We start from the raw sequence: 20,421 nt of genomic DNA on the forward strand, positions 1-20,421 counted from the left end.
TCAGTGAATTTATTGGATAATGCATCATTTTTTATTTTCATCAAGTACAATGAAATTATCTATCGCTTAAGGGGATTCAGCCATGAAAAAATTTACGAAAGAAGAGAAAAGCTGGGCATTGTATGATTGGGGCAGCTCCGCCTATTCGATCATCATCACGACAGCCGTGTTTCCGCTTTATTACAAAGCATCCGCCACTGAAGCGGGCATCGATTTAGCGGATTCCACCGCTTATCTCGGCTATACGATTGCCATTTTCACATTCATTCTGGCAATGATCGGCCCCATTCTCGGTACGATTGCCGATTACCAAGGACTGAAAAAGAAATTCTTTACCGCCTTTTTCCTGCTCGGCACCATTTCCACTGCCGCATTGGCATTCGTGCCAAGCGAGAATTGGCTCATGCTGCTCATCTGCTACACATTTGCGGCACTTGGTGCTACGGGAGCCAATGTGTTCTACGACGCCTTTATCGTTGACGTCACGACAGCGAAGCGCATGAACAACGTTTCCGCATTCGGCTATGGACTGGGCTATATCGGTTCGACCATTCCGTTCATCTTATCGATTGCCGTCATTCTGCTGGCATCAAATGGCGTCATTCCGATTTCGACGACAACGGCCAGCCGCATCGCTTTCCTGATTACAGCTGTCTGGTGGGCCTCTTTCTCCATTCCGATGTTCAAACGGGTGCACCAGAATTATTACATCGAGCGGGAACCAAATCCGATCCGCCAAAGCTTTAAGCGCCTCAGTAAAACGATTCGGGAAATCCGCCAATACCGTGCGTTATTCCTTTTTCTTCTCGCCTACTTCTTTTACATCGATGGCGTCGGGACGATTATTGCCTTATCGACCGCTTACGGCACAGACCTCGGCTTGTCGGCCACCAGCCTGTTGATTGTGTTGTTTGTTACCCAAGCGGTAGCTGCGCCATTCGCCATCCTTTACGGCCGGCTGTCTGAGCGCTTTACCGGCAAGAAAATGCTGTATGCCGGAATATGCGTTTACATCGTCGTCTGCATTTATGCCTTTTTCCTGGAGACGATTACCGACTTCTGGATTTTGGCCATGCTTGTTGCAACGAGCCAAGGCGGCATCCAGGCGCTTAGCCGCTCATACTTCGCCAAATTGGTGCCAAAAGAGAACTCCAATGAATTTTTCGGCTTCTATAATATTTTCGGCAAGTTCGCCGCCATCCTTGGACCGCTGCTGGTCGCTGTCACTTCGCAAGTCACTGGAAATTCCAGCATGGGCGTCTTCAGCCTGGTCGTCTTATTCGTCATCGGGCTCGCTATTCTGTCGCGTGTCCCAGAACCTGAGGAACACATTACAGTCGACGAAGCCGCGGTGGAATAAACAAAAATAAAGCGGCCCCGGGATATCCCGGGGCCGCTTTTTATGTGATCGCTTATTTATCGTTTGAGTCTTTTGGCGTGATTACTGCTGCGCCTGTGCTGGTCTTTTTGACTTCGGAATCTCCGAATTCAACGACTTCGATGCCGCCTTTTTCTTTATCGGCTTCTTTTTCAGCTTTTTTGATTTCTTTTTCAGCTTGTTTTTCAGCTTTTTCGTGCTCTTTTACTGCTTTTTCTTCAGCCTTTTCTTCGGCTTTCAATTCTTTTTGGACTTCTTTTTCCTGCTTTTCCAGTTCTTTTTCTTCTTTCTTTTCTTCACGCTTCGTCTTCAGCTCGTCGACTTTGCCTTTTGTTTTGCCGCTGACATCTGCCGCTTTTTCTTTCACAGTGCCGACTTTTTCTTTTACCTGCTCGACAGTGCCGCTCAATTTTTCTTTAGAACCGGCAGTTTTCTCTTTCAGCGTCTCTTGCATTTCCTTGCCGCTTTTCGGCGTTAATAGGAGTCCAGCTGCCGCTCCGACGATTGCGCCAGTAACTGCGCCTTTCAAGAATCCACTTCCTGTACCGCCGCCTTCATGAGCGGTTTCAGGTGCAGGGAGTTTTCCGCTGCGTACAAGGCGTTCTTCGACTTCTTCGACGATTTCGTATAATGTGCGCCCTTTAGCTTCAACCAAAGGAACGTTCATATGGAAATCAGCCAAATCTTCCAAGTCTCTTACAACGACACAGTCATAATCTACCGCATCTGTTTTATCTTTTAACATTTCTGCATTATATCCTTTTTTCTCTAATGCATCTTTAACTGAAACAAACGGTTCTTCTACTGCAACTTTTACCATTTCTTTTCCACTCCCTTTACCTTAATTGTGTATACTTGTTTATTTCCCCTCATTTTCTGCAGGATAAACGCATACTTGAAAATGAAATATTTTTAATATACCGTAAATTTTAAAAAAGTGTGGGCAAGCTAGTGGAAAGTCAGGTGTGAAGAATTGCAGTTTCTTCATTGCCAATAGCTGTATCGTTTTTTATCCGGTTGCCGCTTTCCGCATCAAAGAAATGGACATGCGACATATCGAACGCCAGGCGAGCCGTATGCCCAGGTTCGATGGCCGTGTCGGCCTCAACGCGCGCGATAAACTCCTGGCCAGCATAAACCGCGTAAATAATCGTTTCCGCACCCGTCAGTTCTGAAACCGTGATTGTGGCATCGAATTCACTGACTGGCAAGTTCGAGAGATCTTCATTATTGACATGGATGTGTTCAGGACGGATGCCCAGCGTGATGTCTTTGCCTTCATATCCCTGATTTTTCAAGACTGCCAGCTGTTCAGGCAAAATGTTTACTGCTTTGTCGCCAAGCTTGAACGTGCCGTTTTCCATATGCCCCTCGAAAAAATTCATCGCGGGCGAGCCGATAAAGCCGCCGACAAAACGGTTATCCGGAAAATCATAGACTTCTTTCGGGCTGCCAATTTGCTGAATAAAACCGTCTTTCATAATGACGATGCGCGTTGCCATCGTCATGGCCTCAGTCTGATCATGGGTCACGTAAATCGTTGTCGTTTTCAGCCGCTGATGGAGTTTGGTGATTACCGCCCGCATTTGAACGCGCAGCTTCGCATCCAAATTGGACAGCGGTTCATCCATCAAAAACACTTTCGCATCGCGGACAATCGCACGGCCGAGCGCCACGCGCTGGCGCTGTCCACCAGACAACGCTTTCGGCTTGCGATTGAGATATTCTTCCAAGCCTAAAATAGCCGCCGCTTCCGAAACGCGCTTCTTAACATCCTCCTTATTCATCTTGCGCACCTTCAAGCCGAACGCAATGTTTTCATACACCGTCATATGCGGGAACAATGCGTAGTTTTGAAAGACCATCGCAATGTCCCGGTTTTTCGGCTCCACATCGTTCATGCGCTTGCCATCTATGTAAAAGTCTCCTTGCGTGATTTCTTCAAGCCCGGCAATCATCCGCAGCGTTGTGGATTTTCCGCAGCCGGATGGGCCGACAAAAACGATGAACTCTTCATTTTTAATATCCAAATTAAAATCCGAAACGGCTACCGCGCCGTTTTCATATATTTTGCCTAAATGATTGATCTGTATTTCTGCCATCGTTTACCACCTCTTTTTTATTTTTGATTATATCACTTATCAGTATTTTACGAAAAAAGAAGGCCGGTTGCCTCTTTCAGACTCGTCAAATGCAGTTTATGCGCGTTCAGAAAGTTTTACGTGCGTTCAGCTCAGTTTACGCGCGTTCAGATTTTTTTATGCGCGTTCAGCTCAGTTTATGCGCGTTCAGCAAAGTTTACGTGCGTTCAGCTCAGTTTACGTGCGTTCAGAATTTTTTATGCGCGTTCAGCTCAATCTACGCAAAAAAGGCACCCTCTCAAGAGGATGCCTTCAATCCGCATACTTATTAAACTGCCGCTGTTTTTTCTTTTTTGATTTGCTTGCTGCGCAATTGGCCGCAGGCTGCGTCGATGTCGGCGCCTTGTTCGTGGCGGACGCCGCAGTTGATGCCTTTTTTCTTCAAAGCGTCATAGAAAGCGCTGATCGCTTCCGGCGTGCTTTGCTGATACTGGTCGTGCTCGCTGACCGAGTTGTACGGAATCAAGTTGACGTATGACAGGTGGCGCTTGTCTTCAAGCAGCTTCGCCAGCTTATGCGCTTCTTCGACGTGGTCGTTGACGTCGCGCAATAAAATATACTCGAATGTGATGCGGCGGTTGGATTTCTCCAAATAATAATCGATCGCATCCATCAATTTCTCGATCGGATAGGCTTTGTTGATTTTCATAATGCGTGAACGCAATTCGTTCGTTGGCGCGTGGATGGAAATCGCCAAGTTGACTTGCAGGCCTTCATCCGCGTAATCGTAGATTTTCGGCACGATGCCGCTTGTCGATACGGTAATGTGGCGAGCACCGATGGCCAAGCCTTTTTGTGAGTTGACGACTGTCAGGAAGTCCATCAAATTCGTGTAGTTGTCGAACGGTTCGCCGATGCCCATAACAACGATGTGGCTGACGCGCTCTTCTTTTTGCTGAGCGTCAAAGTGAGCCTGCACTTGCATGATCTGCTCGACGATTTCGCCCGCGTTTAAATCACGGCTCTTTTTCAATAGGCCGCTGGCACAGAAACTGCAGCCGATGTTGCAGCCGACTTGGGTTGTCACACAGACCGAGTTGCCATATTTAAAGCGCATCAAAACGGTTTCGATCAAGTTGCCGTCCTGCAGGCGGAAAAGGAATTTAATCGTGCCGTCAGCAGATTCCTGTTTCACTGCTTCTTCAAGCGTGCGGATTGCAAAATTATCTTCAAGCAAAAGGATGACGTCTTTGCTCAAATTGTTCATTTGGGAAAATTCAGTGACGCGTTTAATATACAACCAGTCCCATACCTGCTCAGCACGGTATTTCTTCTGGCCATTTTCTAAAAACCATTCTTTTAATTGATCTATCGTCAAACCATAGATGGAATTTTTCATTAGTAGTACCCTCATTTCGGAATTTCACAATTGCTTATTATAATACTAAATTTCCAGCTTGACAACAACTATTTTCGTTTATACTGAAAAATCTGTTTTTTATTGATGAATTAAACCCTTTAAAATGGGGTAATAGCTAGGTATAACAGGAGGCGATTAGATGAGCAGTGAAATTACACATGTCGGACTGGCAGTACCGGATTTGGACCAGGCGATGCAGTGGTATTGCAGCGTATTAAGCTTTTACATATTGTCAGGGCCGACCGAATTTGACGCGGCCGAGGCAGAAGTTGAAAACATCACACAAAATTTGCAAGGACCGGAAATCAAAAAAATGCGTAATGTCCATTTGATGTCGATGGGTGGCGTGGGCATCGAATTATTCGAGTTCCGGGAAGCGGACCTCGATGAAGGGCCGCCAACTGCGCACCGCGGATTTTTCCATATCTGTCTGATTGTCGAAAATGTGGTTGAAGCGATCGAGCGCATCGTCCAGCACGGCGGCAAGCAGCGCAGCCAAATCCACCAAATGAACAAAGACAAAAATCATTACCTTGTTTACACGGAAGACCTTTTCGGCAACATCCTGGAGCTTTCCAGCCGCAGCACATCCGAAATGTACAGCAATCGATAAATCATTAAAGCCGGCCGCTCCCATAAAGGGGCGGCCGGCTTTTCGGGCTTAAACCAGTTGTTCTTTTTTCGCCAGCATAGAGCCATGCTTGGCCAAGTCCGCGTGCCACGAGAATGCTTTTTCCAGCACATGCGGCGTCTGTCCGCCCCGTTCCAGCGCTTCTGTGTAATAGGCACGCATTTGCTCGCGGTACATCGGGTGGACGCAATTCTCGATGATGAGCGGCACCCGTTCACGCGGCGCCAAGCCCCGCAGGTCGGCGTATCCCTGTTCCGTGACAACGACATCGACATCGTGCTCGGTGTGGTCGACGTGCGGCACAAATGGCACGACGCTTGATATGTTGCCGCCTTTGGCAATCGATTTCGTGACAAAAATGGCGAGGCGTGCGTTACGGGCGAAATCACCTGAGCCGCCAATGCCGTTCATCATTTTTGTGCCCGACACATGGGTCGAGTTCACATTGCCGTAGATATCGAATTCCAACGCCGTGTTGATGGAAATCAGCCCCAAGCGGCGAATGATTTCCGGGTGGTTGGAAATTTCCTGCGGCCGCATGATGATTTTATTGCGGTATTTTTCAAAATCGCCAAAAACCTGTTTCATTTTCGGTTCCGACAACGTAATCGAACAGCAGGAAGCAAAATCGACCTTGCCTGAATCCATCAAATCGAAGACAGCGTCCTGCAGCACTTCCGAGTAAACTTCCAAGTTCTTGAATTCCGAATCGACCATGCCGTGGAGCACGGCGTTTGCCACCGAACCGATGCCTGACTGAAGCGGCGCCAGCTTGTCCGTCAAACGCCCGGCTGAAACTTCAGCACGCAGGAAATCCAGCAGATGCCCCGCCATGATTTCCGTTTCTTCATCCGGCTGGACGATTGTCGACGGCGAGTCCTGTTGCTCGGTAAAGACGATGCCGCGTATTTTTTCCAGATTAACTGGAATGCCGATCGTGCCGATGCGGTCATCCACTTTCGTCAACGGAATCGGTCCGCGTTCCCCTTGCTTTCCAGTATCGTAGATATCGTGCAACCCTTCAAACAATTCCGGCTGCGCTAAATTGATCTCCACAATGATGTTCTTTGCGTGTTTTGCAAACACCGAGGAATTGCCGACTGACGTTGTCGGGATGATCATGCCATCTGCCGTTATCGAAAGCGCTTCCACAATCGCAAAATCAATCGGCTCGATGACGCCTGCCCGAATCCATTCCGCCGTATGCGATAAATGATGATCCACGAACAGCATCTCGCCTTCGTTGATCTTTTTGCGCATCGCCGGTTCTGCTTGGAACGGAAGGCGTTTGCCCACAATGCCCGCTTCTGCGAATAATTTATCAATATCAGAACCGAGTGAGGCCCCAGTAAAAACATTCACTTTGAATTTTTCCGTTGCCGACCGCTGAACAAGTGCGGTCGGAACCGCTTTCACGTCGCCCGCCCGTGTAAATCCGCTGAGCCCTAGAGTCATGCCATCAGCAATCCAGGATGCCGCTGTTTCCGGCGATACAACACGGTCCTGCAGTTGGGTGGCTTTGATTCGTTCAAATCGCTTTTCCATTTCCCATCACTCTTTCATCGTTTTTAGCTAATTTTAACGCAAGCCTCTTTGAAAAAGCGTAATCGGGTGTGGAATAGCGAGTCTAGGACTGAACCAGCGGAAACGGCAGCTGAACCAGCAGAATCAGAAATCCAGGAGCTTCCGGAAATAACTTGAATACGTCTGGCTGACCGGAATCCGCATGCCATTGTCCATCGCCAGCACAAAAGTCGAATGGGTGTCCGGATAAATCTCTTCTATATGATGGACATTGACGATAAACGAACGGTGACAGCGGATGAACAGCTCCCTGGGCAGCACCCATTCGAATTCCTGCAGCGAGTTCTTATGGGTTCCCGAAAAGCCGTCAGTGTGGACATGGGTCTTGCGGTCTTTCACTTCCAAGTATTTGACCTCTTCGAACGGAATCGGCTTCCAGCCGTCCGCACTCTTCACCGTCACCACCGACTTGCCTTCTGTATACGCCGGATAAATCGCCAGCGCGCAGCCCGCAATTTCGCCGCCTTCCTCAAAAGGCACTGCCATTCCATGGTACGGCACACCAAACACTTCTTTATCAATAAATTCCGATGCTTTATGCCCCGTCGCCAACGCTTTATGGGCGATGGTGCCTTCTTTCACCGGATCCCCTGCTTCGATTTTGAGGTCGATCCGCTTGCTCGGCCGGTAATAGATGTATTCAGTTGTATTGGTGACGGCAATCGACACTTCATCGGAAAACAGCGTCCCCATGACATCGAGCAGCGATCCCAGCGTAAATTTATCCATCATGCATTTCCCGCCCCGCTTTCTTTCATTTCATATTAAAACAGCCGGCAAGAACCGGCTGCGGAGTTTATTCCTCAAGCATCGTCCCGGTTTCCAAGAAACGGGTATGCCACGAAAAGGCCTGCTCCAGCACATGCGGCGTCTGGCCGCCGCGCTTCAGCGCTTCTGCGAAATACGCGCGCATTTGCCCGCGGTACATGGGATGCATGCAATTCTCGATGATGAGCGGCACCCGCTCACGCGGCGCGAGCCCCCGCAGATCGGCGTAGCCTTGTTCGGTGACGACAATCTGCACATCGTGTTCCGTATGGTCAATATGGGAAGCAAACGGTACGATGCTTGAAATCTTGCCGTCTTTCGCCGTCGAGCGCGTGACGAAAATCGACAGCCGCGCGTTGCGGGCAAAATCGCCGGAGCCGCCGATGCCGTTCATAATTTTCGTGCCGCGCACATGCGTTGAATTGACGTTGCCATATATATCGAATTCGAGTGCTGTATTGATCGACAGCAAGCCGAGCCGGCGGATGATTTCGGGATGATTGGAAATTTCCTGCGGCCGCAGCATGAGCTTGTCGCGGTATTGTCCAAAATCCCCATACACCTGCTCCATTTTTTCAGGCGACAGCGTAATCGCCGACGCGGAAGCGAATTTCACTTTCCCGGCATCCATCAAGTCGAAAATAACGTCCTGCATCACTTCCGAATACACTTCCAGATTCTCGAACTCCGAGTCGATCATGCCTTCGAGCACGGCATTCGACACCGTGCCGATACCCGACTGGATCGGCGCCAGGCTGTTCGTCAGCCGCCCGCTCCGGACTTCACTGCGCAGAAATTCGAGGAGATGCCCAGCCATGCGTTCCGTTTCCTCATCGGGCGGCACAATCTCCGAAGGCGAATCCGGCCGGTCGCTGAACACGATGCCCCGAATTTTCTCCAAGTCGACTGGAATGCCGATCGTGCCGATGCGTCCATGGGCATTTTCAAGCGGAATCGGCCCCCGCTTGCCTTGTACCCCGGCATCATAAATGTCGTGGATGCCTTCGAAACCTGTGGGCTGCGCCATATTGATTTCGACAATGACATTTTCCGCCTGCTTAACAAAAATAGCCGAGTTGCCCGCAGATGTTGTCGGAATGATCATGCCATCCTCGGTGATCGCAAGCGCTTCAATGATGGCAAAATCGATCGGTCCGAGCACGCCGCTCCGCACCCATTCGGCGGTATGCGACAAATGCTCGTCAACGTACCACACTTCGCCGTCGTTTATTTTTCCGCGCATGACAGGGTCCGACTGATACGGCAGACGCTTTTCCATAATCCCCGCTTCGGCGAAAAGCCGGTCGATGTCTGCACCAAGCGATGCGCCGCTGTAGACGCTCACTTTAAAGCGCTCACTTTTCCCGCGCTCCGCCAGTGCATGCGGCACCACTTTTGCATCGCCGGAATGGGTGAATCCGCTGAGCCCCAATTTCATGCCGTCCGAAATCCAGGAAGCCGCTTCTTCTGCAGTCACCACGCGCTCCCGCAGCTCCTCCGCTCTAATGCGTTGAAGTTTATTGTCCATTCACATCACCTTCCTTGCATTTATTGCGGCGCAAGCCGCCACACATTGCTTTGCAGGAACACAAAGCCCTTTGCCAAACCGCTTTTTCTCCATAAGTATACCCTTTTAAGGGCCGAGTTCTCCAGATTGACAAGCTCTTAAAGCTCCCATAATATAGAAAAGTTGATTAAATAAATTCTATTAGATTGTGCACCAGCCGGCTATAGAAGAAAAGAGGCATTCCATGACTACAGACCAACGCAAGAAAATATATATTTTGATGATCAATATGTTCATCGCCATCGCAAGCTTCGGAATCGTTATCCCGATTCTTCCCTCATACCTCGAATCCATCAATCAAGGCGGCATGGCAGCAGGTTTGATGATCGCCATTTTCGCCGGAGCCCAGTTCCTATTTTCTCCGATTGCCGGCAAATGGGCGGATCAATACGGCCGCCGGCAAATGATCATCTACGGGCTTTTGGGCCTGACCATTTCCATGTTCGTCTTTTACCTGTCGAACGGCATCTGGGTCTTGTACCTGTCGCGCGTCATCGGCGGCATCGGCGCAGCGATGCTCATCCCGGCCATCTTCGCTTACATAGCGGACATCACGACGCTTGACCAGCGCGCGAAAGGCACTAGCTTGGTATCCGCAGCGATGTCACTTGGAATCGTCGTGGGTCCTGGCATCGGCGGATTCCTCGCCGATTTTAGCTTGAAATTGCCTTTCCTCGTATCGGCATTGGTCTCGCTTGCCGCTGTATTGTTCTCAGTCGCGCTGTTGAAAGAACAGGACGCAATCGAAGCGGACCCTGCCACCACGATGGACATGACGCAGAACGAGGCGATGCTCACGAAGATTTTCCGTTCCGTTAGCATGCCGTATTTCATTCCGCTTGTCATCACGCTCGTCATGAGCTTCGGGCTGCTGGCTTTTGAATCGGTCATCGGCCTGTATCTTGACAATCAGTTCAATTCAACCGCCAAGGACATCGCCTTTATGATTACAGCGACAGGCGTCGTCAGTGTCATCGTCCAGCTGTTCATCGTCGACCGCATCGTCCGCCGTTTCGGCGAAGCTGCGATTCTGATCGCTTTCCTCGGCGTTGCTGCAGCCGGTTTTGTGATGGCGCTGTTCGCCGGAAGCTATGTGATGTTTTTCGTGGTGACGCTGATCATCTTCCTGGCGACGTCAATTCTGCGCCCCGTCCTTAATACGCTGATTTCCAAAATGGCTGAAGGTGAAGTCGGTTTTGCAATGGGCATGAACAACGCCTATATGAGCGTCGGAAACGTACTTGGGCCGCTTCTTGCAGGCGCATTATATGATATCGACATCTCGTATCCGTTTATCCTTGGCCTCGTGATGCTCATGATCACGTGGACCATCACAGTCGCATGGCATCGCAGCCGCATTGCTAAAACACGCACCGCTCTCTGAAATTCCCATCCCCTGCATCTTTTGCGAAAGATGCAGGGGATTTTTATTGCCGATAACCGATATTGCAAAGGCTCTGGGCTTTACGGCGTCCGGAAATAAGTTGTATAATTATTATACAAAAATCTTAAGGAATGTGGGTAATGCTATGTACAACATCAAAGCAGCTGCCAAAATTTTAGATATGCCAAAAGTGACGATCCGTTCGTGGGAAACGCGCTACAGCGCCATTACACCAGCCCGCACGGAAACTGGGCACCGCCTGTATTCAGACCAGAATCTTGAAGACTTGAAATGGCTGAAGATCCAAGTCCAGGAAAAAGGCATTAAAATTAGCGAGGCCGTAAAACAACTGCATTCTTCCAAGAGAAAACCGATCGAAAAAGTGCAGAACCCCGGTGATTTTGACGCGGATACCTACGACAAACAAATTTATGAATTGTATATGGCCGCGTCCGAATTGGATACAGAGCGCTTCAACTACTTGCTGGACTTGAATTTCTCGCTTTTCCATTACCGCACGGTATTCTTCTCGATTGTCGTACCGTTGATGGTGCAAATCGGCAAAGAATGGGAAAACGGCTCGATGCCCGTAGCACACGAGCATTTGATCAGCCACATCATCCAGCAGCGCTTCACGCAATTTTTCCGTGTATTCCCGACATCGCCCGATTTGCCGAAAGTTATGGCGTTCTGCCCGACTGGGGAATACCATCAGCTTGGCTTGATGCTGTTCACGCTGTTCTTGCGCGAAAACGGCTTTTCGGTCATGTTCCTCGGCGCTAATACACCGCTTGATGGATTGGAAAAAATTGTCGAACAGCAAGACGTCCGCATTGTCTGCATGGCGATTTCCGATCCTTCATCCCGCCCGTTAGCCGAGAAATACGTTGCGGAAATCGGTGCCGCTGATAAAAGCGTCCACTTCATGGTAGGTGGACAAGGCGTCATCGAACCGCTGACAACCGGCAATGTCTCTTTTCTCGGCCCGACATACGAGTCTTGGCAGCAGGAATTGGATCGCATCAAAAAACTCCCGTTAAGCAAAGCTTAACGGGAGTTTTTATGTATAGCTTTTATAGCGTTAATGTAAAATGACTTGAGTGACTATAGAACCAATTATCTCCGATTATTATTAATACTACACAAAAATATGCCAGCTTCCAGGCAAAAAAAAAAGACCCCCCTGCTTACAGCAGGTCAAGGTCTTGATAATCTTTCTGGTATGGTCCATTGTCGGTGACTTCAGAATGGTACAGCGCCTTCAGCGCGAAGCCTTTTTCAAGCTCCATCTCTTTCATCAAAATTTTCAAGCGCTTTTTCAATTCAGGATGATCGCTGACGAGCTGTTCCATTTTCGATTTCGTGTATTTCATGGGAATTGCAACTCCTTTCCGGTGTTCTTTGTTCCATTATACCACCGCTCAATAGGAAAACGCTGTCCAGAAATTTCAAACAACCGCTTTCCTCTCGTGAGTTGCGAATGGCAAAGAAAAGGCGGAGTAGCAAGAGCGGAACGGATGCATTTCGCAGGCGAAATGCGAAAAAAGCGGGTGGATCGGTGAAGAAAGTGAGTTTACGTGCGTTCGTGAGGATTTACGTGCGCTCAGGAAAATTTATGCGCGTTCAGGAAGTTTTATGCGCGTTCAGCGAAATTTACGTGCGTTCAGAAAGTTTTATGCGCGTTCAGCGAAATTTACGTGCGTTCAGGAAGTTTTATGCGCGTTCAGCGAAATTTACGTGCGTTCAGGAAGTTTTATGCGCGTTCAGCGAAATACTGAGTATCTTGCCGCCGAATTTATTCTCAAAAAACCCCGCATTTGCAAGGAGCAAATGCGGGGTTTCGTTTCAAATATAATGCAGTACGAAGTTCATCAGGAACAAGCCTGAGATCACGTATAGCGGCACAGAAACTTCGCGCCATTTGCCGATGCCGATTTTGAGGATCGGGTACAGAATAAAGCCGATGGCAATGCCATCCGCGATGCTGTACGTAAACGGAATGAGCGCGATGATCATCAGCGCCGGGAACGTTTCGCTCATGTCTTTCATTTCGATGTTGCGGATCGTCTGCAGCATCAGCCCGCCGATAATGATCAGGATCGGTGCAATCGCACTGTCCGGAATCAGTTTAATAAGCGGAATGAAAAACACGGAAGCCAGAAACAGGACACCGGCAGTGATGGCCGTCAAGCCTGTGCGTCCACCGGCTGTCATCGCCGCAGCGCTTTCGACGGAAGCCACGGTCGGGCTTGTGCCGAATACGCCGGAAGCCATTGCCGACAGCGAAGTCGCCTGGAAAGCACGCCCGAATTTTTCAGGCTGATCAATCAAGTTGACTTGGCCATGGACGAGTCCGATGTTCTCGAACACCATCACCATCGTCAGCGAGAAAACCGCGACCCAAAAGACCATCGACAATGCACTATCGAATGACAGCGCGCCAAAGCCAGCGAAAGCTTCTTGCAGATTCAGCGAAGAATCTCCCATATTGCTCGTATCAATCAAGCCGAAAAACGATGCAATGATGGTACCCGCAATAATCGTGATGAGGAAATTCCCCGGCACGTTGCGGATGAACAAGATAACCGCGAGAATAAGCGTCAATGCCGTTGCCATAACAACCGGATCACTCAGCGAACCAAGCGCCAGAATCGACGCTTCTCCGCGGATGACGAGCCCGCCTTTTTCAAGGCCCAGCAGCATTAGGAACAACCCGAGCCCGACCGTAATCGCTTCTTTCAGCGAATGCGGCACCGCGGCGCTGATCACTTTTGCAAAGCGCGTAAACGCGATCGCCACGAAAATCACACCGGTGACAAAGACAACCGCCAATGCTTCCTGCCACGTCAAGCCCATCGACTGGACCATCGTGTACGAAAACAGCGCATTGATGCCCATGCCAGGAACCAGCAGGATCGGCGCATTGCCCCAGAATCCCATCACGAACGCTCCGAACACCGAGGCCCCGATTGTTGCGATGATTGCCGCCTCGATCGGCATGCCGCCTTCCGATAAAATCAGCGAGTTGACTGCAATGATGTAAACGACTGTAAAAAAGCCGATCAATCCCGCTGTCATTTCGCGTTTTACCGTCGTACCGTTTTTTTGAAGACCGAAGAACCGGTCCATCCAATTAAACATATGTTCAACCTTCTATTAAATTAGCCCTCTCCCTACCCGCTCTGCCTATAAATTTCATAGGTAAGCCAAGACAAAAGTGTAATCCCAAAACGCTTTAGTGTCAAGGGTTGAAGCTTGTCATCTTGTATGGTTTATTGGCGGCTGCGGTGCTATAATTCAGGTACTTTACCCGGAGGTGATCGATTGAAACGATTGACTGAAAATGAAGCATTGGAAACCTTGCTGCTGCGGCTGGCGGACGGCCATCCGCAGCGAATTTTCTTGGAGAACCGGCTGTACCGGACCGCTGGCGGCGAGCGCGGCGAAGCACGCCTGCAATCCCGGTTCAAGGAATTCTGGATAGACGGCGACTTCAAGGTCTTATGGGACGTGAGCCTTGCGCTCGGCGACTGGAAGGTGCAGCTGGACGGCATATTGTTGACGGAACGCTGCGCTTTGGTGATCGAATCCAAAAACATCAGCGGCGAAATCTATTTCAACGAAGCTACAGGCGAATTTTTCCGCCTGAACCTGAACGGCGAGAAAACCGTCTTGGAAGACCCGCGCGTCCAGCTAAGCAAACACATCCGCTTTCTCACCCGCTGGTTTGCGCAGCACAAGATTCCGTTGCCTGTCAGCGGACTGGCAGTATTCACTTCCAAGCACTGCGAATTCATCACCAAACCGCCTGGCGCCCCCATCTGCAAAACGTACCAGATGCCGGACCACCTACTGAAAATATGGCAGTCCCATCCCCCAAAAACTGCCAGGCTTCACATTGCCAAAGTCTCCAAACTGCTTCTCGCCAATCAAACCCCTTTCAAGCGCCAGCCTTTGTGCCGGCAATACACCATCAACCCAAGTGACATAAAAACCGGTGTTCTGTGCCGCGCCTGCAGCACACTTTCGATGCAGCGCGAAAAGCGCGGCTGGACCTGCACTCGCTGCGGCGAACGCGATGCCGCTGCACACGTTCATGCCGCACGCGAATACTTTTCAATCGTGGACGACTCTCTGACCAATCGCGACTTCCGGAAATTCTGCAAGCTCGAATCGCGGTCAGTTGCATCTCGGTTGCTCAGCAAACTCGAACTCGACACGACTGGTGAATGGAAATCATGCGTCTACCGCCTGCAGAAGAAAAAATAGTTTCTCCCCCTCCTTCGGAATTTTCGGAGGAGGGATTTTTGGCTGAACGCGCGTAAATTTTCCTGAACGTGCATAAATCTCACTGAACGCACATAAATCCTCACGAACGCGCATAAATCTTTCTGAACGCACGTAAATCCTCACGAACGCGCATAAACTCACTTTCTTCACCGCTCCACCCGTCTTTTTCGCATTTCGCCTGCGAAATGCATCCATTCCGTTCTTTTCACACCGCTTTTTCTTCACCATTCACCACTCGCAACCCATAAAAACAAATTCAAAGGCTGAAAAGGATGCTTTTCGCCAGCGAAAAGCTTTTTATAAGAGATAAAAGACTACATCCTACAGAAAAGAAAGCAGGCTCTCAAAACAAAAAAACCTCACTCGCAGTTTTCTGCGGGTGAGGCTGATCTATATTCTATTAAACGAACATACCGGCGATTGCTGCGCTTAAAAGCGATGCAAGCATACCAGCCGCAACAGCGCGCATGCCGAGGCGTGCGATGTCCGGGCGGCGGTTTGGTGCAAGTGCGCCAAGACCGCCAAGCAGGATGGCGAGTGAGCTTAAGTTAGCAAATCCACATAACGCAAAGCTGACAACCAATACTGTTTTAGGTGACAGGTTAGCAATTTCAGGGGCAAATGCAGTGTAAGCAACAAATTCATTCAACACCAATTTCTGGCCGATATAGCTTCCGGCTTGTACAGCTTCTTCCCATGGCACGCCGATTGCGAAAGCAAGCGGGGCGAAGACAAAGCCAAGGATGCCTTGGATTGTCAGGTTATCCGCTCCGAACCAAGAGCCGATTCCGCCAAGCATACCATTCAGCAAAGCGATTAACGCGATGAACGCAAGAAGCATCGCACCGACATTCAACGCAAGCTGCAAGCCATCTGCTGCACCGCGTGCAGCAGCATCGACGACGTTGACCGATGACTGGTCTTTTTCCATGACGAATTCTTTTTCAACGATTTCTTCCGTTTCCGGCATCATGATTTTCGCCATGATCAAACCGGCAGGAGCGGCCATGAAGCTTGCCGCCAACAAGTATTCAAGAGGCACGCCCAAGAGCGCGTAACCCGCCAGTGTAGAACCGGCTACTGAAGCCAGTCCGCCTGTCATAACTGCGAACAATTCCGACTTTGTCATGTTGGCGATGAACGGACGGATAACGAGCGGCGCTTCTGTCTGGCCGACGAAGATGTTTGCCGCTGCGGAAACGGATTCCGCTTTGCTTGTTCCAAGCAATTTCGACAGCGCGCCGCCAAGGATTTTGATGAACCATTGCATGATCCCTAAATAATACAAGACGGAAATCAATGAAGAAAAGAAGATGATGATCGTCAAAACTTGGAATGCGAAAACGAAACCGAAGTTTGCTGCGTCTGCCGCTGGCCCAAATACGAAGTTGATCCCTTCTTTTGCGTAATCAATGACGTTTTGCACTTTATTGGAAAGCCATAATAAAGCGTTTCTGCCCAATTCCCATTGCAGCACCATGAACGCGAATGTAATTTGTATTGCTAAACCGCCCAAAATGGTACGCGGCTTGATTGATTTACGTGCACTTGACATTAAAAAGGCAAGTCCCAGGACGACGAATACACCGAATATACCCCATAAGAAATTCACATTTTCACCTCATTGTTTTATTCAACCTGAAACGCTTACATTCCAGATTGGTTTTCCTTAAAGCTAGTCCTCTGTCGTCAGACATCTTACCAAATCCACAAAGATAAGTAAATGTATAATCCTTGACAAATCTTTAATAGGAAAAATGTTTAAATGCAATGAAAATTCGAACTAAGGCATCTTTTCCAGTCGCTATCCTTTCCTTTCCCATATTATTACCCACCGATTCATTAAAAAAACGCGCAGCTTATCGCTGCGCGCTTACTTTATTTTTTCGATGGCTGATCCGGTAAAACACAAGGTATAATGCCGGAATCATCACCAAGGTAAAGAGACTGGAGAACGTCAGCCCTGCGATAATCGTAATTGCCAATGCTTCAAAAAGCGGATCTCCCGTCAGCGCGACCGGAATCAGCGCGACAATCGAAGTTACAGAGGTCAAAACGATCGGCTTGATGCGGGCATAGCCGGATTCAATAATCGCTTCATCAATATTGAAATTGCCGGATAGCCGGCGCGTTTCCACAAAGTCGATCAGCACGACGGCATTCCTTACAACAATCCCCGTCAAGGAGACAATCCCCATCACACCAAGGAAACTTAATGGCGTCTGTGTCAAGAATAGGCCAAGAATTGCGCCCGACACACCCAAGTACACAGCAATCAGCACAAGGAATGGCAATCCGAACGATTTGAATTGGAACGCAATGACCAAGTAAACAAGCAAGATGACAACCAGGAACAAGACCCCGATTTCAGTGAAGAATGCTTCCTGATCGGAATTTTCCCCGCCTGTCGACAATTCGTAGCCCGACGCCAAGTCTTCTTTCTGCGCATCGACCACTTCAAGCATGCTGGCTTCAAAATCGGCAGCATCGCCAAACGCTTTCAATGTAATCGCACGTTCGGCTTCCTGATGCGGCACCTGTGCCAAAGCAGTTGTCTGTTCAGGCGTCAGCAATTCATCCAAGCCCACCAACGTCGGCGGACCTGGCTGTGCTTGCGGTGAACCAGCGGGCACTTGGAAGTCAGCCAAATCGATGTCCTGGCCGTTCTCTATGCCTGACTGCTTCACTGTCACTTCATACGGCTTCTGCCCTTCGTAAATGCTGTAGAGCGGAACGCCTTGAGTCAAGAACTGCAGCTGCCCTGTCACAGTGCTGAGCGGAATGCCGTTCGCTTCAAGCGCTGCCTGATTCGGCACGTATTCCACAGCAGGAACCGGATCTCCCAGATTATCTGTGACGACGTCTGCGCCATTCTCCAGCATCGCCGCTTTTAATTCGTCGCGCAATGCAGTCAGTTCTTCAAGATTCTCTCCTTTAATGGTGACGGTCACCGGAGCACCTGCTGGCGGCCCTTGAACGATTGTATCCAGGAAAATTTCCGCTTCCGGGTACTGGTCGCGCAACTCCGGCTGCCATTTCTCAATAAAGTCGGCTGCCGTCGTTTGTTCGCGGTCAATCCGAATCGCTACCTGTCCTGTATTGGAGCCGGTATTATCCATCGAAGAGGCGAACAAATTCGGCAAGCCTTCACCAGTGAAAATCGCGATTTCTTCGATATTTTCGTCTTCTCCCCTTAACTCTTCCGTAACGTTAGCGAGGAATGCATCGGTTTCTTCAATCGAAGTCCCTTCAGCGAGGCGGACGTTCATCGTCACCTCTTTGCGGTCAGCTGCCGGGAAGAATTCGAATGGCGTGAAGAACGCCAACGCCAATAGCCCTGTTGCCAGCACCAATCCTCCGATGCCGATCCAGAGCGGGCGTTTCAATACGCCGCGCAATACTTTATTCGAATAAAACAGCGCAAGCTTCTCAAGCGGTTTGCCAAGAAAACCTGGTGTATCGGATATCTTTTTCGAGCGGCGTTTCGTTTTCAGGTATTGCATCATCGGCACCAAGGTAATCGACAACACCGTAGACGCGATGATTGTCGTGATGAGAATGCTCGGCAATGCTTTGATGAACGCGCCATTGCCGCCTGACAGCAGCAAGAGCGGAGAAAAAGTTACAACAATCGCCAAACTGGATGCGATGATGGAAGAAAACACTTCTTTGACGCCGTTGACAGCGCCATCCAACGGCGAGTCGCCCAGCTTGTAGCGGCGCTGGATATTGTCATTGACAACGATGCTGTCATCGACCAAAATACCGATCGCGATGATCAGGCCGATAACCGAAATCTGGTTCAAGTCGACGCCCATCGATGGAATCGGGATCATGCCGATCAACACAGATGAAAGAACTGTCACCGCTACGACGAATGCACCGAACAGCGTCAATCCAGCGGTCGTCACGACGAGCACCGCAAGCACGGCAATCAATAGAGAGACGTATAAGCCTTCAAAAATCGATGTGACATTTTCAGCCTGTGATTCATAGCGTTCCGCTTCAACGCCAGCTGGCAAGCCTTCATTGAACGCATTGATCACTTCAGATACTTTTTCATCAACGCCCGGGACATCTTGTCCCCCTTGCAAAAATACCGTATACGAAATGGCGCGTTCACCTTCGAACGTCACGATATCTTCCGTTTCGCCATCCACAGTTTCAATCACTGCGATGTCTTCAAGCGGTACTGCAGCGGATCCTACCTGCAGCTTCTTCAATTTCTCGATGCCCTGTTCCTGCTGCACCGTCAAAACCACTTGCTCGTTGCCATTGTCATGGGTGCCGAGCGACAACGGCTGGTTTGCCTGTTGGAGCGACTGCAGCACTTCAAACGGCTGCAGGTTGTTTGCTGCCAATTGCTCCGCTTCCAGTTCAATAAGGATCTGCTGGCTGTTCAAGCCTTTGACAGCAGTGCCGGCCACGCCATTCACCGCTTCCACTTCTTCAGACAGATCGGCTAATGCCTGCTCCATACCGCGGAGCTCTGCTTCATCCCCGTAGAACATATACGATACGAGAGGGAATGTCAGATCCAGCTTTTCTACGGATGGCTGCTGCGCCTGTTCCGGGAAGCTGCTCGATGCACGCTGCACCTGCTGCTGCATTTCCGTCACCAGTTCATCGGGATCGAATCCATCTTCCAATTCAAGCGTAATGATGGAAGCGGAATTCGCTGACACCGATTGCAGCGACGATACGCCATCCACTTTCTGCAATTCCTGTTCGATCGGATTGGTGATGGCTGTTTCGATTTCCTCAGGGCCAGCGCCTGGCAAAATTGTCGACACCAGCACAAGATTCGGCGGCGTCTCCGGAATTTCCCGCTGAGGCAAAGTGACAAATACATAGGCGCCGATAACGGTGAAAATAAAGATTAAGAATAGGAATAATTTGCTGCGATCCAATAGGTATTTCATGATGCGCCTCCTTTATTTATATGTATAACTATTGTATGACATTTATATAATAAAAGCTAAATCGGCAACCGAAAATTGCAGAAAAAAGAGGACCGGAGTTCTCCGGCCCTTTTCATTGTGCTCAATGCATATGCTGAGCGCGTTTGTGCTTCATGAAATACGCTGCAGCAAAAATCAATAGCGGCGGCACCATGCTCAATTTGAACCACATGCTGCCGCTTCCGTCAAAGGCGATCAGGCCCATCGGCAGAAGCAAAGCTGCGCCGCTCCAAGCGAGCGCTTTCCATGACCGTTTCCACAATCCATAGATGAACAACACGACCGATGCGATGACCAGCGACCAGAGCAGGATTCCCATAAGGAATAAGCCCATGATTTGTTCCTCCCCAACCGTAA

Annotated in this window: 16 protein-coding genes; 5 read left to right on the forward strand and 11 right to left on the reverse strand. The window is 49.7% G+C overall.

Annotated features, from left to right (window positions below; genetic code table 11):
• The first annotated feature begins 82 nt into the window (after positions 1-82).
• Positions 83-1,360, forward strand: coding sequence for an MFS transporter (locus tag QMA09_RS07160; RefSeq protein WP_290212575.1), 1,278 nt, complete (start codon positions 83-85; stop codon positions 1,358-1,360).
• 52 nt (positions 1,361-1,412) lie between these two features.
• On the opposite strand, the gene QMA09_RS07165 is transcribed toward QMA09_RS07160, so the two are convergent.
• The 3 genes from QMA09_RS07165 to rlmN all read right to left on the reverse strand — a co-directional run bounded on the left by QMA09_RS07165 (position 1,413) and on the right by rlmN (position 4,858).
• On the reverse strand, positions 1,413-2,198 hold the full coding sequence (locus QMA09_RS07165) for a YkuS family protein (protein ID WP_183736473.1): 786 nt from the start codon (positions 2,196-2,198) through the stop codon (positions 1,413-1,415).
• 139 nt (positions 2,199-2,337) lie between these two features.
• On the reverse strand, positions 2,338-3,480 hold the full coding sequence (locus QMA09_RS07170; protein WP_290212576.1) for an ABC transporter ATP-binding protein: 1,143 nt from the start codon (positions 3,478-3,480) through the stop codon (positions 2,338-2,340).
• 307 nt (positions 3,481-3,787) lie between these two features.
• A complete protein-coding gene (gene rlmN / locus QMA09_RS07175; protein WP_135503873.1) occupies positions 3,788-4,858 on the reverse strand; it encodes a dual-specificity RNA methyltransferase RlmN in 1,071 nt (356 codons plus the stop codon).
• A 160-nt stretch (positions 4,859-5,018) separates the two neighbouring features.
• Between rlmN and QMA09_RS07180 the strand changes: the two genes are divergently transcribed.
• On the forward strand, positions 5,019-5,492 hold the full coding sequence (locus tag QMA09_RS07180) for a VOC family protein (protein ID WP_290212577.1): 474 nt from the start codon (positions 5,019-5,021) through the stop codon (positions 5,490-5,492).
• Positions 5,493-5,540: 48 nt separating this feature from the next.
• Here the strand turns inward: QMA09_RS07180 and QMA09_RS07185 are convergent, their stop codons facing one another.
• The 3 genes from QMA09_RS07185 to QMA09_RS07195 all read right to left on the reverse strand — a co-directional run bounded on the left by QMA09_RS07185 (position 5,541) and on the right by QMA09_RS07195 (position 9,390).
• Positions 5,541-7,055: a succinyl-CoA:acetate CoA-transferase ScpC gene (locus QMA09_RS07185; protein ID WP_290212578.1), complete on the reverse strand. Its 1,515-nt coding sequence runs from the start codon at positions 7,053-7,055 to the stop codon at positions 5,541-5,543.
• A gap of 123 nt (positions 7,056-7,178) precedes the next feature.
• Positions 7,179-7,823 (reverse strand): LytTR family DNA-binding domain-containing protein, encoded by a 645-nt coding sequence (locus tag QMA09_RS07190; RefSeq protein WP_290212643.1) that lies wholly within the window; start codon positions 7,821-7,823, stop codon positions 7,179-7,181.
• A gap of 67 nt (positions 7,824-7,890) precedes the next feature.
• Entirely contained in the window at positions 7,891-9,390 is a 1,500-nt protein-coding gene (locus tag QMA09_RS07195; RefSeq protein ID WP_290212579.1) for a succinyl-CoA:acetate CoA-transferase ScpC, read from the reverse strand.
• Between the two features lie 223 nt (positions 9,391-9,613).
• On the opposite strand from QMA09_RS07195, the gene QMA09_RS07200 reads away from it, so the two are divergent.
• A complete protein-coding gene (locus tag QMA09_RS07200) occupies positions 9,614-10,813 on the forward strand; it encodes an MFS transporter (protein ID WP_290212580.1) in 1,200 nt (399 codons plus the stop codon).
• 145 nt (positions 10,814-10,958) lie between these two features.
• A complete protein-coding gene (locus tag QMA09_RS07205; RefSeq protein ID WP_290212581.1) occupies positions 10,959-11,864 on the forward strand; it encodes a MerR family transcriptional regulator in 906 nt (301 codons plus the stop codon).
• 136 nt (positions 11,865-12,000) lie between these two features.
• Here the strand turns inward: QMA09_RS07205 and QMA09_RS07210 are convergent, their stop codons facing one another.
• Entirely contained in the window at positions 12,001-12,186 is a 186-nt protein-coding gene (locus QMA09_RS07210; RefSeq protein ID WP_290212582.1) for a hypothetical protein, read from the reverse strand.
• A 472-nt stretch (positions 12,187-12,658) separates the two neighbouring features.
• The gene (locus tag QMA09_RS07215; RefSeq protein WP_135503887.1) at positions 12,659-13,954 is read right to left on the reverse strand and encodes an NCS2 family permease; all 1,296 of its coding nucleotides are present in this window, start codon (positions 13,952-13,954) and stop codon (positions 12,659-12,661) included.
• Between the two features lie 183 nt (positions 13,955-14,137).
• Between QMA09_RS07215 and QMA09_RS07220 the strand changes: the two genes are divergently transcribed.
• Complete coding sequence (locus QMA09_RS07220; RefSeq protein WP_290212583.1) at positions 14,138-15,082, forward strand: nuclease-related domain-containing protein; 945 nt, start codon at positions 14,138-14,140, stop codon at positions 15,080-15,082.
• 421 nt (positions 15,083-15,503) lie between these two features.
• On the opposite strand, the gene QMA09_RS07225 is transcribed toward QMA09_RS07220, so the two are convergent.
• The 3 genes from QMA09_RS07225 to QMA09_RS07235 all read right to left on the reverse strand — a co-directional run bounded on the left by QMA09_RS07225 (position 15,504) and on the right by QMA09_RS07235 (position 20,398).
• Entirely contained in the window at positions 15,504-16,715 is a 1,212-nt protein-coding gene (locus QMA09_RS07225) for a NupC/NupG family nucleoside CNT transporter (RefSeq protein WP_290212584.1), read from the reverse strand.
• A gap of 247 nt (positions 16,716-16,962) precedes the next feature.
• A complete protein-coding gene (locus QMA09_RS07230; protein ID WP_290212585.1) occupies positions 16,963-20,025 on the reverse strand; it encodes an efflux RND transporter permease subunit in 3,063 nt (1,020 codons plus the stop codon).
• Between the two features lie 121 nt (positions 20,026-20,146).
• Positions 20,147-20,398: a hypothetical protein gene (locus QMA09_RS07235; RefSeq protein WP_135503893.1), complete on the reverse strand. Its 252-nt coding sequence runs from the start codon at positions 20,396-20,398 to the stop codon at positions 20,147-20,149.
• Positions 20,399-20,421: the final 23 nt, after the last annotated feature.

The organism is Planococcus sp. APC 3906, assembly GCF_030407685.1.
Lineage (GTDB): Bacteria > Bacillota > Bacilli > Bacillales_A > Planococcaceae > Planococcus > Planococcus koreensis.